At 60.6% G+C, this 13,806-nt stretch carries 12 protein-coding genes; all 12 read left to right on the forward strand.

Features of this window, described 5'->3' with window-relative positions; genetic code table 11:
- The first annotated feature begins 14 nt into the window (after positions 1 to 14).
- The 12 genes from aceA (at position 15) to nuoL (ending at position 13,796) form a co-directional block, all read left to right on the forward strand.
- Positions 15 to 1,340: an isocitrate lyase gene (aceA, locus tag PSUM_RS08975; RefSeq protein WP_020799541.1), complete on the forward strand. Its 1,326-nt coding sequence runs from the start codon at positions 15 to 17 to the stop codon at positions 1,338 to 1,340.
- 559 nt (positions 1,341 to 1,899) lie between these two features.
- Positions 1,900 to 2,313, forward strand: a complete 414-nt coding sequence (locus PSUM_RS08980) for an NADH-quinone oxidoreductase subunit A (protein WP_003223812.1) — start codon at positions 1,900 to 1,902, stop codon at positions 2,311 to 2,313.
- Positions 2,314 to 2,323: 10 nt separating this feature from the next.
- Positions 2,324 to 2,998: a NuoB/complex I 20 kDa subunit family protein gene (locus PSUM_RS08985; RefSeq protein ID WP_008061991.1), complete on the forward strand. Its 675-nt coding sequence runs from the start codon at positions 2,324 to 2,326 to the stop codon at positions 2,996 to 2,998.
- Positions 2,999 to 3,071: 73 nt separating this feature from the next.
- Positions 3,072 to 4,856: an NADH-quinone oxidoreductase subunit C/D gene (nuoC, locus tag PSUM_RS08990; protein ID WP_083349384.1), complete on the forward strand. Its 1,785-nt coding sequence runs from the start codon at positions 3,072 to 3,074 to the stop codon at positions 4,854 to 4,856.
- Positions 4,857 to 4,858: 2 nt separating this feature from the next.
- Positions 4,859 to 5,356 carry an NADH-quinone oxidoreductase subunit NuoE gene (gene nuoE, locus PSUM_RS08995; RefSeq protein WP_008053447.1) on the forward strand — a complete coding sequence of 166 codons (498 nt, stop codon included), beginning with the start codon at positions 4,859 to 4,861 and terminating at the stop codon, positions 5,354 to 5,356.
- Positions 5,353 to 6,708, forward strand: coding sequence for an NADH-quinone oxidoreductase subunit NuoF (nuoF, locus tag PSUM_RS09000; protein WP_020799543.1), 1,356 nt, complete (start codon positions 5,353 to 5,355; stop codon positions 6,706 to 6,708). The genes nuoE and nuoF overlap by 4 nt, the downstream gene beginning before the upstream one ends.
- Positions 6,709 to 6,845: 137 nt before the next feature.
- Positions 6,846 to 9,560 (forward strand): NADH-quinone oxidoreductase subunit NuoG, encoded by a 2,715-nt coding sequence (gene nuoG / locus PSUM_RS09005; RefSeq protein ID WP_020799544.1) that lies wholly within the window; start codon positions 6,846 to 6,848, stop codon positions 9,558 to 9,560.
- Positions 9,557 to 10,564 (forward strand): NADH-quinone oxidoreductase subunit NuoH, encoded by a 1,008-nt coding sequence (gene nuoH / locus PSUM_RS09010; protein ID WP_020799545.1) that lies wholly within the window; start codon positions 9,557 to 9,559, stop codon positions 10,562 to 10,564. Before nuoG ends, nuoH begins: the two co-directional genes overlap by 4 nt.
- Positions 10,565 to 10,576: 12 nt before the next feature.
- Positions 10,577 to 11,122 carry an NADH-quinone oxidoreductase subunit NuoI gene (gene nuoI, locus PSUM_RS09015; RefSeq protein WP_007970449.1) on the forward strand — a complete coding sequence of 182 codons (546 nt, stop codon included), beginning with the start codon at positions 10,577 to 10,579 and terminating at the stop codon, positions 11,120 to 11,122.
- Positions 11,123 to 11,131: 9 nt separating this feature from the next.
- Positions 11,132 to 11,635 (forward strand): NADH-quinone oxidoreductase subunit J, encoded by a 504-nt coding sequence (gene nuoJ / locus PSUM_RS09020; RefSeq protein ID WP_083349385.1) that lies wholly within the window; start codon positions 11,132 to 11,134, stop codon positions 11,633 to 11,635.
- A gap of 2 nt (positions 11,636 to 11,637) precedes the next feature.
- Positions 11,638 to 11,946: an NADH-quinone oxidoreductase subunit NuoK gene (gene nuoK, locus PSUM_RS09025; RefSeq protein WP_007946416.1), complete on the forward strand. Its 309-nt coding sequence runs from the start codon at positions 11,638 to 11,640 to the stop codon at positions 11,944 to 11,946.
- Positions 11,943 to 13,796 (forward strand): NADH-quinone oxidoreductase subunit L, encoded by a 1,854-nt coding sequence (nuoL, locus tag PSUM_RS09030; RefSeq protein ID WP_083349386.1) that lies wholly within the window; start codon positions 11,943 to 11,945, stop codon positions 13,794 to 13,796. The genes nuoK and nuoL overlap by 4 nt, the downstream gene beginning before the upstream one ends.
- Positions 13,797 to 13,806: the final 10 nt, after the last annotated feature.

The raw sequence follows: 13,806 nt of genomic DNA on the forward strand, positions 1-13,806 counted from the left end.
GAGGTTTATCTCCCATGGCACTGACACGCGAACAGCAAATTGCAGCCCTCGAAAAAGACTGGGCTGAAAACCCGCGCTGGAAAGGCGTGACACGCACTTACTCCGCTGCTGACGTCGTCCGCCTGCGTGGCTCGGTTCAACCTGAGCACACCTTTGCAAAAATGGGCGCCGAGAAGCTGTGGAACCTGGTTACCCAGGGTGCCAAGCCAGCCTTCCGTCCTGAGAAAGATTTCGTCAACTGCATGGGCGCCCTGACCGGCGGCCAGGCTGTACAACAAGTCAAAGCCGGTATCCAGGCGATCTACCTGTCGGGCTGGCAAGTGGCTGCGGACAACAACTCCGCCGAATCGATGTACCCTGACCAGTCGCTGTACCCGGTGGACTCGGTTCCAACCGTGGTCAAGCGCATCAACAACTCGTTCCGTCGTGCCGACCAGATCCAGTGGAAAGCCGGCAAGAACCCGGGCGACGAAGGCTACATCGACTACTTCGCGCCAATCGTGGCTGACGCCGAAGCCGGTTTCGGCGGCGTACTGAACGCCTACGAGCTGATGAAGAGCATGATCGAGGCAGGCGCCGCCGGCGTTCACTTCGAAGACCAGCTGGCTTCCGTGAAGAAATGCGGCCACATGGGCGGCAAGGTACTGGTTCCTACCCAGGAAGCGGTACAGAAGCTGACGGCTGCCCGTCTGGCAGCCGACGTTGCCGGTACTCCGACCATCATCCTGGCCCGTACCGACGCTAACGCCGCCGACCTGCTGACTTCCGACTGCGACCCGTACGACCAGCCGTTCGTAACTGGCGAACGTACCCAGGAAGGCTTCTACAAAGTGCGCGCCGGCCTGGACCAGGCAATCGCTCGCGGCCTGGCCTATGCACCGTACGCCGACCTGATCTGGTGCGAAACCGCCAAGCCAGACCTGGAAGAGGCTCGTCGCTTCGCTGAAGCGATCAAGAAGGAATACCCGGACCAACTGCTGTCGTACAACTGCTCGCCTTCCTTCAACTGGAAGAAAAACCTGGACGACGCGACCATCGCCAAGTTCCAGCGCGAACTGTCCGCCATGGGTTACAAGCACCAGTTCATCACCCTGGCCGGCATTCACAACATGTGGCATAGCATGTTCAACCTGGCGCACGACTACGCCCGCAACGACATGACTGCCTACGTGAAGCTGCAGGAGCAGGAATTCGCCGACGCCGCCAAGGGCTACACCTTCGTGGCTCACCAGCAGGAAGTGGGCACCGGTTACTTCGACGACATGACCACCGTGATCCAGGGTGGCTCGTCGTCGGTCACCGCTCTGACCGGTTCGACTGAAGAAGAACAGTTCCACTGATCTGCTTCGATTGAGACATCAGCCGCTGCGGGCCCTATAGAAAGCTAACCGCAGCGCTGCACACCTGACGCCCCGACTGGTTCGGGGCGTTTTTTTTGCGCGCAGCACCACAAACCCCCGTAACCCTGTAGGAGCTGACGAGTGAAACGAGGCTGCGATCTTTTGATTTTGCCGATAAACAAGATCAAAAGATCGCAGCCTCGTTTCACTCGTCAGCTCCTACAGTTACGTGCATGTAAGGCAACTTCCCAACCATAAACCTGATAAACAGTTTAAAAACCCACTCAAACAATATTGATTATCATTTAGCCAAAACTATGTTCGTTACATTCCCTACAAAACATATTTCCCAAAATGCCGGCTAATGCCCGCAACGCAAGGGCTACGGCGCTTTTGCCGCTCGCTATGTCCTTATTCCTATAAATAATTTCGCTATAGGAATTTTACTTGCTGGGTGTTTAGCCATAAAATCAGCGGGATTGATTGCTGCGACATATCGTCACTGCGTTGTTACCTTTTCAAGCTCAGAGACCTTTGCTCTCTGTTAAGGATTACCAGCATGCCCGAAGCGACAGGACTCATGGCCCACAACTGGGGCTTTGCCATTTTCCTTCTAGGCGTCGTCGGCCTCTGTGCCTTCATGCTGGGCGTCTCCAGCCTCCTTGGGTCAAAAGCCTGGGGCCGCAGCAAAAACGAACCGTTCGAGTCCGGCATGCTACCTACAGGTGGCGCCCGCTTGCGGCTCTCAGCCAAATTCTATCTGGTCGCGATGCTGTTCGTGATCTTCGATATCGAAGCCCTCTTTCTCTTTGCATGGTCTGTGTCCGTCCGCGAAAGCGGCTGGACCGGATTCGTCGAAGCTCTCGTTTTCATAGCAATTCTGTTGGCAGGTCTTGTCTACCTATTCCGAGTGGGCGCCCTTGACTGGGCTCCGGAAGCTCGGCGCAAGCGGCAAGCGAAGCTGAAACAATGAGGCTTTGGCAATGCAATACAATCTCACCAGGATCGACCCCGATGCTCCTAACGAGCAGTATCCGATCGGCCAGCGGGAAACCGTTTCCGATCCGTTAGAAGATCAAGTCCACAAAAACATTTTCATGGGCAAGCTCGAAGACGTGCTTAACGGCACGATCAACTGGGGGCGCAAGAACTCCCTGTGGCCGTATAACTTCGGTCTTTCGTGCTGCTACGTGGAAATGACCACCGCCTTCACGGCGCCCCACGACATCGCGCGCTTCGGCGCCGAGGTTATCCGGGCATCGCCGCGCCAGGCGGATTTCATGGTTATCGCCGGTACCTGCTTCATCAAGATGGCGCCGATCATTCAGCGTCTCTACGAGCAAATGCTCGAACCTAAATGGGTCATCTCCATGGGTTCGTGCGCCAACTCCGGTGGCATGTACGACATCTACTCCGTCGTTCAAGGGGTGGACAAATTCCTGCCCGTGGACGTCTACGTGCCTGGCTGCCCGCCCCGCCCTGAAGCTTTCCTGCAAGGCTTGATGCTGCTGCAGGAATCGATTGGACAGGAGCGTCGTCCGCTTTCCTGGGTCGTTGGCGATCAAGGCGTATATCGCGCCGAGATGCCTTCCGAAAAGGACAAGCGCCGCGAACAGCGAATCGCAGTCACCAACCTGCGCAGCCCCGACGAAGTCTGATCCAGCTCTGCTTCTTCAATAGAACGAGACACTGGCTTCATTCTTTACGTTGACCGAAAGCGATTAAATAACCATGACTACAGGCAGTGCTCTGTACATCCCGCCTTACAAGGCAGACGACCAGGATGTGGTCGTCGAACTGAACAACCGTTTTGGCCCGGAGGCGTTCACCGCCCAGCCTACCCGCACCGGCATGCCGGTGCTTTGGGTTGCCCGCGCCAAACTCGTCGAAGTCCTGACGTTCCTGCGCAACCTGCCCAAGCCGTACGTCATGCTCTATGACCTGCATGGCGTGGACGAGCGTCTGCGCACCAAGCGTCAAGGGCTGCCGAACGGCGTCGACTTCTCCGTGTTCTACCACCTGATGTCGATCGAACGTAATAGTGACGTCATGATCAAGGTCGCCTTGTCCGAGAGCGACCTCAGCCTGCCAACCGTCACCAGCATCTGGCCAAATGCCAACTGGTACGAGCGTGAAGTCTGGGACATGTACGGCATCGACTTCAAAGGTCACCCGCACCTGTCGCGCATCATGATGCCGCCGACCTGGGAAGGTCACCCGCTGCGCAAGGACTTCCCGGCCCGTGCCACCGAGTTCGACCCGTACAGCCTGACCCTGGCCAAGCAACAGCTTGAGGAAGAAGCCGCGCGCTTCAAGCCTGAAGACTGGGGCATGAAGCGTTCCGGCCCGAACGAGGACTACATGTTCCTCAACCTGGGTCCGAACCACCCTTCGGCGCACGGTGCGTTCCGTATCATCCTGCAGCTGGACGGTGAAGAGATCGTCGACTGCGTGCCAGACGTCGGCTACCACCACCGTGGTGCCGAGAAGATGGCCGAGCGTCAGTCCTGGCACAGTTTCATTCCGTACACCGACCGTATCGACTACCTCGGCGGCGTGATGAACAACCTGCCGTACGTGCTCTCGGTCGAGAAGCTGGCCGGCATCAAGGTGCCCGAGAAGGTCGACGTCATCCGCATCATGATGGCCGAGTTTTTCCGGATCACCAGCCACCTGCTGTTCCTGGGGACTTACATCCAGGACGTCGGCGCCATGACTCCGGTGTTCTTCACCTTCACCGACCGCCAGAAGGCGTACACGGTGATCGAAGCCATCACCGGTTTCCGCCTGCACCCGGCCTGGTACCGCATCGGTGGCGTCGCCCACGACCTGCCGCGCGGCTGGGAAAAACTGGTCAAGGATTTCGTCGAGTGGATGCCCAAGCGCCTGGACGAATACCAGAAAGCCGCACTGGACAACAGCATCCTGCGTGGCCGGACCATCGGCGTCGCCGACTACAACACCAAGCAAGCCCTGGAATGGGGCGTCACCGGTGCCGGCCTGCGTGCCACCGGTTGCGACTTCGACCTGCGTAAGGCGCGCCCGTACTCGGGCTACGAGAACTTCGAGTTCGAAGTGCCGCTGGCGGCCAATGGCGATGCCTACGACCGTTGCATCGTGCGCGTGGAAGAAATGCGCCAGAGCATCAAGATCATCGACCAGTGCCTGCGCAACATGCCGGAAGGCCCGTACAAGGCGGATCACCCGCTGACCACGCCGCCACCGAAAGAGCGCACGCTGCAGCACATCGAGACCTTGATCACGCACTTCCTGCAAGTTTCGTGGGGCCCGGTCATGCCGGCCAACGAATCCTTCCAGATGATCGAAGCGACCAAGGGCATCAACAGTTATTACCTGACGAGCGATGGCGGCACCATGAGCTACCGCACCCGGATTCGTACCCCAAGCTTCCCGCACCTGCAGCAGATCCCTTCGGTGATCAAAGGCAGCATGGTCGCGGACTTGATCGCGTACCTGGGTAGTATCGATTTCGTTATGGCCGACGTGGACCGCTAAGCATGAACAGCACGCTTATCCAGACAGACCGTTTCACCTTGAGTGAAACCGAGCGCTCGGCCATCGAGCACGAGTTGCATCACTACGAAGACCCGCGCGCGGCGTCGATCGAAGCCCTGAAGATCGTCCAGAAGGAACGTGGCTGGGTGCCGGACGGCGCCTTGTACGCCATCGGCGAGATCCTCGGCATCCCGGCCAGCGACGTTGAAGGCGTGGCGACGTTCTACAGCCAGATCTTCCGTCAGCCAGTGGGCCGTCACATCATTCGCGTCTGCGACAGCATGGTCTGCTACATCGGCGGCCACGAGTCGGTGGTCAGCGAAATCCAGAGCAAACTCGGCATCGGCCTGGGTCAAACCACCACCGACGGTCGTTTCACCCTGCTGCCGGTCTGCTGCCTCGGCAACTGCGACAAGGCGCCGGCGTTGATGATCGACGACGACACGTTCGGTGATGTGCAGCCAGCTGGCGTTGCCAAATTGCTCGAGGGCTACGTATGACCCTGACTTCCTTCGGTCCGGCCAACCGCATCAAGCGTTCGGCCGAGACTCACCCGCTCACCTGGCGCCTGCGTGACGACGGCGAAGCCGTATGGCTCGACGAATACCAGGCCAAGAACGGTTACGCCGCGGCGCGCAAGGCCTTCGCCGACATGGCCCAGGACGATATCGTCCAGACCGTGAAAGACTCCGGCCTTAAAGGCCGCGGCGGTGCAGGCTTCCCCACTGGCGTGAAGTGGGGCCTGATGCCAAAAGACGAATCCATCAACATCCGCTACCTGCTGTGCAACGCGGATGAAATGGAGCCCAACACCTGGAAAGACCGCATGCTGATGGAGCAACTGCCCCATCTGCTGATCGAAGGCATGCTGATCAGTGCCCGCGCACTGAAAACCTACCGTGGCTACATCTTCCTGCGCGGCGAGTACACCACCGCCGCCAAGCACCTGAACCGTGCCGTGGAAGAAGCCAAGGCAGCCGGTCTTTTGGGCAAGAACATCCTGGGCAGCGGCTTTGATTTCGAGCTGTTCGTCCACACCGGTGCCGGGCGTTACATCTGCGGTGAAGAAACCGCACTGATCAACTCCCTCGAAGGCCGCCGCGCCAACCCGCGCTCCAAGCCGCCCTTCCCTGCCGCCGTTGGCGTATGGGGCAAGCCGACCTGCGTGAACAACGTCGAGACCCTGTGCAACGTGCCGGCGATCATCGCCGACGGCGTGGACTGGTACAAATCGTTGGCTCGCGAAGGCAGCGAAGACATGGGCACCAAGCTCATGGGCTTCTCCGGCAAGGTCAAGAACCCTGGCCTGTGGGAGCTGCCGTTTGGCGTCACCGCTCGCGAGCTGTTCGAAGACTATGCTGGCGGCATGCGCGACGGTTACAAGCTCAAGGCCTGGCAGCCTGGCGGTGCCGGTACCGGCTTCCTGTTGCCGGAACACCTGGACGCACAAATGTACGCCGGCGGCATCGCCAAGGTGGGCACCCGTATGGGTACCGGCCTGGCCATGGCGGTGGACGACAGCGTCAACATGGTGTCCCTGCTGCGCAACATGGAGCAGTTCTTCGCCCGCGAATCCTGCGGCTTCTGCACCCCTTGCCGCGATGGCCTGCCATGGAGCGTCAAGCTGCTGATGGCCATCGAGAACGGTGAAGGGCAAGCCGGCGACATCGAGACCCTGCTGGGTCTGGTCGGCTTCCTTGGCCCAGGCAAGACCTTCTGTGCTCACGCACCGGGCGCCGTGGAGCCGTTGGGCAGTGCCATCAAATACTTCCGCCACGAGTTCGAAGCCGGCATCGCGCCTACCCGCGCCGCCGTCCCGCCTCTGGCAAGGCCGATCGTAGTCGGCGCGTAAATGCTTAAAAAAGGCGAAGGGTCCGTGCCCTTCGCTTTTCGCGCGATGACGCCTTCACCGGCTGTGTTGATTCGCGCGGATAACAAGATTCCATTAGCCACGCCCGCTGACACCGGGCCAACGAAGAACTTTGAACCATGGCCACTATCCACGTAGACGGCAAAGCGCTCGAAGTCGATGGGGCAGACAACCTGTTACAGGCATGTCTGTCTCTGGGCCTCGATATTCCGTATTTCTGCTGGCACCCTGCCCTCGGCAGCGTTGGCGCTTGCCGCCAGTGCGCGGTCAAGCAGTACACCGACGAGAACGACACCCGTGGTCGTATCGTCATGTCCTGCATGACCCCTGCCACCGATGGCACCTGGATCTCCATCGACGATGAAGAGTCCAAGGCATTTCGCGCCAGCGTTGTTGAATGGCTGATGACCAACCACCCTCACGACTGCCCGGTCTGTGAGGAAGGCGGTCACTGCCACCTGCAAGACATGACGGTAATGACCGGCCACAACGAGCGCCGTTACCGCTTCACCAAGCGTACCCACCAGAACCAGCAACTGGGCCCGTTCATTTCCCACGAGATGAACCGCTGCATCGCTTGCTACCGCTGCGTGCGCTTCTATAAAGACTACGCTGGCGGCACCGACCTCGGCGTATTCGGCGCCCACGACAACGTGTACTTCGGTCGCGTTGAAGACGGCGTGCTGGAAAGCGAGTTCTCCGGCAACCTGACCGAGGTCTGCCCGACCGGTGTGTTCACCGACAAGACTCACTCCGAGCGCTACAACCGTAAGTGGGACATGCAGTTCTCGCCGAGTATCTGCCATGGCTGCTCCAGCGGTTGCAACATCTCCCCGGGCGAGCGCTACGGTGAACTGCGTCGTATCGAAAACCGCTACAACGGTTCGGTGAACCAGTACTTTCTGTGCGACCGTGGCCGTTTCGGCTATGGCTACGTCAACCGCGAAGACCGCCCACGTCAGCCCCTGCTGGCCAATGGCGCCAAGCTGAGCCTCGACGAAGCCCTGGATAAAGCCGCCGACCTGCTGCGCGGTCGCAACATCGTCGGTATCGGTTCGCCCCGCGCCAGCCTCGAAAGCAACTACGCGTTGCGCGAACTGGTCGGTGCCGAGCACTTCTACTCCGGTATCGAAGCTGCCGAGCTGGAACGCATCCGCCTGGTCCTGCAGGTGCTCAAAGACAGCCCGCTGCCTGTGCCGAACATGCGCGACATCGAAGACCACGACGCCGTGTTCGTCCTCGGTGAAGACCTGACCCAGACTGCTGCTCGTATGGCCCTGTCCCTGCGTCAATCGGTCAAGGGCAAGGCCGAAGACATGGCTGACGCCATGCGCGTCCAGCCTTGGCTCGACGCTGCGGTGAAGAACATCGGCCAGCACGCGCTGAACCCGCTGTTCATTGCAAGCCTGGCTGAAACCAAGCTCGACGACATCGCCGAAGAGTGCGTTCACGCCGCTCCCGACGACCTGGCCCGCATCGGTTTCGCCGTGGCTCACGCCCTCGACGCCAGCGCTCCGGCCGTCGAAGGCCTGGACGCCGAAGCCCTCGAGTTGGCCAAGCGCATTGCCGACGCCCTGCTCGCGGCCAAGCGCCCACTGATCATCGCCGGCACTTCCCTGGGCTCCAAAGCCCTGATCGAAGCTGCCGCGAACATCGCCAAGGCCCTGAAGCTGCGCGAGAAGAACGGTTCCATCAGCCTGATCGTGCCTGAGGCCAACAGCCTCGGCCTGGCCATGCTCGGTGGCGAATCGGTCGATGCAGCCCTGCAAGCGGTGATCGACGGTAAAGCCGACGCCATCGTCGTGCTGGAAAACGATCTGTACACCCGCACTGACAAGGCCAAGGTCGACGCAGCCCTGAACGCCACCAAAGTGCTGATCGTGGCCGACCACCAGAAGACCGCTACCAGCGATCGCGCACACCTGGTCCTGCCAGCCGCCAGCTTCGCTGAAGGCGACGGTACCCTGGTTAGCCAGGAAGGTCGCGCCCAGCGCTTCTTCCAGGTGTTCGATCCGAAGTACATGGACGCGAGCATCCTGGTTCACGAAGGCTGGCGCTGGCTGCATGCCCTGCGTGCGACCCTGCTGAACCAGCCGATCGACTGGACCCAACTGGACCACGTCACCGCTGCCGTGGCTGCAAGCACGCCGCAATTGAACCGCATCGTCGATGCCGCTCCGTCCGCCGCGTTCCGCATCAAGGGCATGAAACTGGCCCGTGAACCGTTGCGTTACTCCGGTCGTACCGCCATGCGCGCCGACATCAGCGTGCACGAACCGCGTACCCCGCAGGACAAGGACACCGCGTTCGCCTTCTCGATGGAAGGTTACTCGGGCTCGGCCGAACCGCGCCAGCAAGTGCCATTCGCCTGGTCTCCGGGCTGGAACTCGCCGCAAGCCTGGAACAAGTTCCAGGACGAAGTCGGTGGTCACATCCGCGCTGGCGACCCGGGCACCCGCCTGATCGAAAGCACAGGTGATTCGCTGAACTGGTTCGCCAGTGTTCCGCGCGCGTTCAACCCGGCCCCGGGCACCTGGCAGGTCGTGCCGTTCTTCCACCTGTTCGGCAGCGAAGAGAACTCTTCGAAAGCCGCGCCGGTCCAGGAACGTATTCCGGCCGCCTACGTCGCCTTGGCCAAATCCGAAGCCGACCGCCTGGGTGTCAACGACGGCGCCATGCTGAGCTTGAACGTTGCCGGCCAGACCCTGCGTCTGCCGCTGCGCATCAACGAAGAGCTGGGCGCAGGCCTGGTGGCCTTGCCTGCGGGCATCGCCGGCATTCCGCCAGCGATCTTTGGTAAATCCGTTGACGGTCTGCAGGAGGCAGCTCAATGACCTTGTTCACTCCTGAAGTGATCGACGTGATCATCGCGGTCCTCAAGGCCGTGGTGATCCTGCTCGCCGTGGTGGTTTGCGGCGCCCTGCTCAGCTGGGTGGAGCGTCGCCTGCTCGCCCTCTGGCAGGACCGTTACGGTCCGAACCGCGTCGGCCCGTTCGGCGCGTTCCAGATCGCCGCCGACATGATCAAGATGTTCTTCAAGGAAGACTGGACGCCTCCATTCGCCGACAAGATGATCTTCACCCTGGCACCGGTCGTGGCCATGAGCGCCCTGCTGATTGCCTTCGCGATCATCCCGATCACCCCGACCTGGGGCGTGGCGGATATCAACATCGGCATCCTGTTCTTCTTCGCCATGGCCGGCCTGTCGGTCTACGCGGTGCTGTTCGCCGGCTGGTCGAGCAACAACAAGTTCGCCCTGCTGGGCAGCTTGCGGGCCTCGGCACAGACCGTGTCGTACGAAGTGTTCATGGGCCTGTCGCTGATGGGCATCGTGATCCAGGTCGGCTCGTTCAACATGCGCGACATCGTTGAATACCAAGCGCAGAACATGTGGTTCATCATTCCGCAGATCTTCGGCTTCCTGACCTTCTTCATCGCTGGCGTCGCCGTGACTCACCGTCACCCGTTCGACCAGCCGGAAGCGGAGCAGGAACTGGCCGACGGTTACCACATTGAATACGCCGGCATGAAATGGGGCATGTTCTTCGTCGGCGAGTACATCGGCATCGTGCTGATTTCGGCACTGCTGGTGACCTTGTTCTTCGGTGGCTGGCACGGTCCGTTCGGCATCCTGCCGCAGATCCCGTTCATCTGGTTCGCACTGAAAACCGCGTTCTTCATCATGATGTTCATCCTGCTGCGCGCCTCGATTCCGCGCCCACGGTATGACCAGGTGATGGATTTCAGCTGGAAGTTCTGCCTGCCGCTGACCCTCGTCAACATGCTGGTGACCGCTGCGATCGTGTTGCTCAACACGCCCGCCGTCGCGGCTCAGTGAGGATAGAGAATCATGAAGTACATATTTGACATCGTGCATGGCTTCTACACCCAGCTTCGCAGCCTGGTGATGATTTTCGGCCACGCCTTCCGCAAGCGCGACACGCTGCAGTACCCGGAAGAACCGGTCTACCTGCCGCCGCGCTACCGTGGCCGTATCGTCCTGACCCGCGACCCCGACGGCGAAGAGCGTTGTGTAGCCTGCAACCTGTGCGCCGTGGCGTGCCCGGTCGGTTGCATCTCGCTGCAGAAAGCTGAAACCGAAGACGGTCGCTGGTATCCGGACTTCTTCCGCATCAACTTCTCGCGCTGCATCTTTTGCGGCCTCTGCGAGGAAGCCTGCCCGACCACCGCGATCCAGCTCACGCCGGATTTCGAAATGGCCGAGTTCAAACGTCAGGACCTGGTTTACGAGAAAGAAGATCTGCTGATCTCCGGCCCCGGCAAAAACCCTGATTACAACTTCTATCGTGTTGCAGGTATGGCGATTGCCGGTAAGCCGAAGGGCTCCGCGCAGAATGAAGCCGAACCGATCAACGTGAAGAGCTTGCTGCCTTAAGGAAGAAAGATGGAATTCGCTTTCTATTTCGCATCGGGTATCGCTGTGGTGTCCACGCTTCGCGTGATCACCAACACCAACCCTGTGCACGCCCTGCTCTACCTGATCATTTCGCTGATTGCCGTGGCGATGACGTTTTTCGCCCTCGGCGCGCCGTTTGCCGGTGTCCTGGAAGTGATCGCCTACGCTGGCGCCATCATGGTGCTGTTCGTGTTCGTGGTGATGATGCTGAACCTTGGCCCGGCCTCGGTTCAGCAAGAGCGCGTCTGGCTCAAGCCCGGTATTTGGGCCGGCCCGATCGCCCTGGCTGCGCTGCTGCTGGTGGAACTGCTGTATGTGCTGTTCTCCCACCAGACCGGTGAGGCCGTTGGCCACACCACCGTAGACGCCAAGGCCGTGGGCATCAGCCTGTTCGGTCCGTACCTGCTGGTGGTCGAACTCGCCTCGATGCTGCTGCTCGCCGCAGCCGTGACGGCGTTCCACTTGGGCCGCAACGAAGCCAAGGAGCAATGACGATGCCTGCTATCCCTATGGAGCATGGTCTGGCGGTCGCCGGCATCCTGTTCTGCCTCGGTCTGGTCGGCCTGATGGTCCGCCGCAACATTCTTTTCGTGCTGATGAGCCTGGAGGTCATGATGAATGCCTCCGCCTTGGCTTTCATCGTTGCCGGTAGCCGTTGGGCGCAGCCGGATGGACAGATCATGTTCATCCTGGTGATCAGCCTGGCAGCCGCCGAGGCCAGTATCGGCCTGGCGATTCTGTTGCAGCTGTACCGCCGCTTCCACACTCTCGATATCGACGCTGCCAGCGAGATGCGCGGATGAATCTTCTCTATCTGACTTTCATATTCCCTCTCATTGGTTTCCTGCTGCTGTCGTTCTCCCGTGGACGCCTCTCGGAAAACCTCTCGGCGCTGATCGGCGTCGGTTCCGTCGGCTTGTCGGCCATCGTCACGGCTTACGTGATCTGGCAATTCAACGTCGCCCCACCGGAAGACGGCCACTACACCCAGGTGTTGTGGCAGTGGATGGCGGTGGAAGGCTTCACGCCGAACTTCGCGCTGTACCTCGATGGTCTGTCCCTGACCATGCTCGGTGTGGTGGTTGGCGTGGGTTTCCTGATCCACCTGTTCGCGTCCTGGTACATGCGCGGTGAAGCCGGTTATTCGCGCTTCTTCGCCTACACCAACCTGTTTATCGCCAGCATGCTGTTCCTGGTGCTGGGCGATAACCTGTTGTTCCTGTACTTCGGCTGGGAAGGCGTGGGCCTGTGCTCGTACCTGTTGATCGGTTTCTACTACAGCAACCGCAACAACGGTAACGCCGCGCTCAAGGCCTTCATCGTGACCCGTATCGGCGACGTGTTCATGGCTATCGGCCTGTTCATCCTGTTCGCCCAACTGGGTACGCTGAACGTCCAGGAACTGCTGGTGCTGGCACCGCAGAAATTCCAGGCCGGTGACTTCTGGATGGTCATGGCCACCCTGATGCTGCTGGGCGGCGCTGTCGGTAAATCCGCGCAACTGCCGCTGCAAACCTGGCTGGCGGACGCGATGGCCGGTCCTACCCCGGTTTCGGCACTGATCCACGCCGCAACCATGGTAACCGCGGGCGTCTACCTGATCGCCCGTACCCACGGCCTGTTCACCCTGGCGCCGGAAATCCTGCACCTGGTCGGCATCGTCGGCGGTGTGACCCTGGTGCTGGCAGGTTTTGCCGCCCTGGTTCAAACCGACATCAAGCGTATCCTTGCCTACTCGACCATGAGCCAGATCGGCTACATGTTCCTGGCCCTGGGCGTTGGCGCCTGGGACGGCGCGATCTTCCACCTGATGACCCACGCCTTCTTCAAGGCGCTGTTGTTCCTTGCCTCCGGTGCGGTGATCGTTGCCTGCCACCACGAGCAGGACATCTTCAAGATGGGCGGCCTGTGGAAGAAACTGCCTCTGGCCTACGCCAGCTTCATCGTTGGCGGTGCGGCCCTGGCGGCCCTGCCACTGGTGACCGCAGGTTTCTACTCCAAGGACGAAATCCTCTGGGAAGCGTTCGCCAGCGGCAACCAGGGTCTGCTCTACGCAGGTCTGGTCGGCGCGTTCATGACCTCGCTGTACACCTTCCGCCTGATCTTCATCGCGTTCCACGGTGAAGCGAAGACCGAAGCCCACGCCGGTCACGGCATCGCTCACTGGCTGCCGCTGTCGGTGCTGATCGTATTGTCCACCGCCATTGGCGCGATGATCGTTCCACCCCTGCACGGCGTACTGCCGCAAAGCGTCGGCCATGCCGGCGGCGAAGCCAAGCACAGCCTGGAAATCGCCTCGGGCGCCATCGCCCTGTCTGGTATCCTGCTGGCTGCGCTGCTGTTCCTCGGCAAGCGTCGCTTCGTCACCGCCATCGCCAACAGCGGCATCGGCCGTTTCCTCTCGGCCTGGTGGTTCGCTGCCTGGGGCTTCGACTGGATCTACGACAAACTGTTCGTCAAGCCATACCTGGCGATCAGCCACATCCTGCGCAAAGACCCACTGGACCAGACCATCGGCCTGATCCCGCGCATGGCCAAAGGCGGTCACACCGCCCTGAGCCGTACCGAGACGGGTCAACTGCGTTGGTATGCCGCCTCGATGGCTGCTGGTGCCGTGCTGGTAATCGGCGCCGTCGTGCTGGTAGCGGTCTGATATGAACCTT

This window comes from Pseudomonas umsongensis, from assembly GCF_002236105.1.
In the GTDB taxonomy this organism is placed as follows: Bacteria; Pseudomonadota; Gammaproteobacteria; order Pseudomonadales; family Pseudomonadaceae; genus Aquipseudomonas; species Aquipseudomonas umsongensis.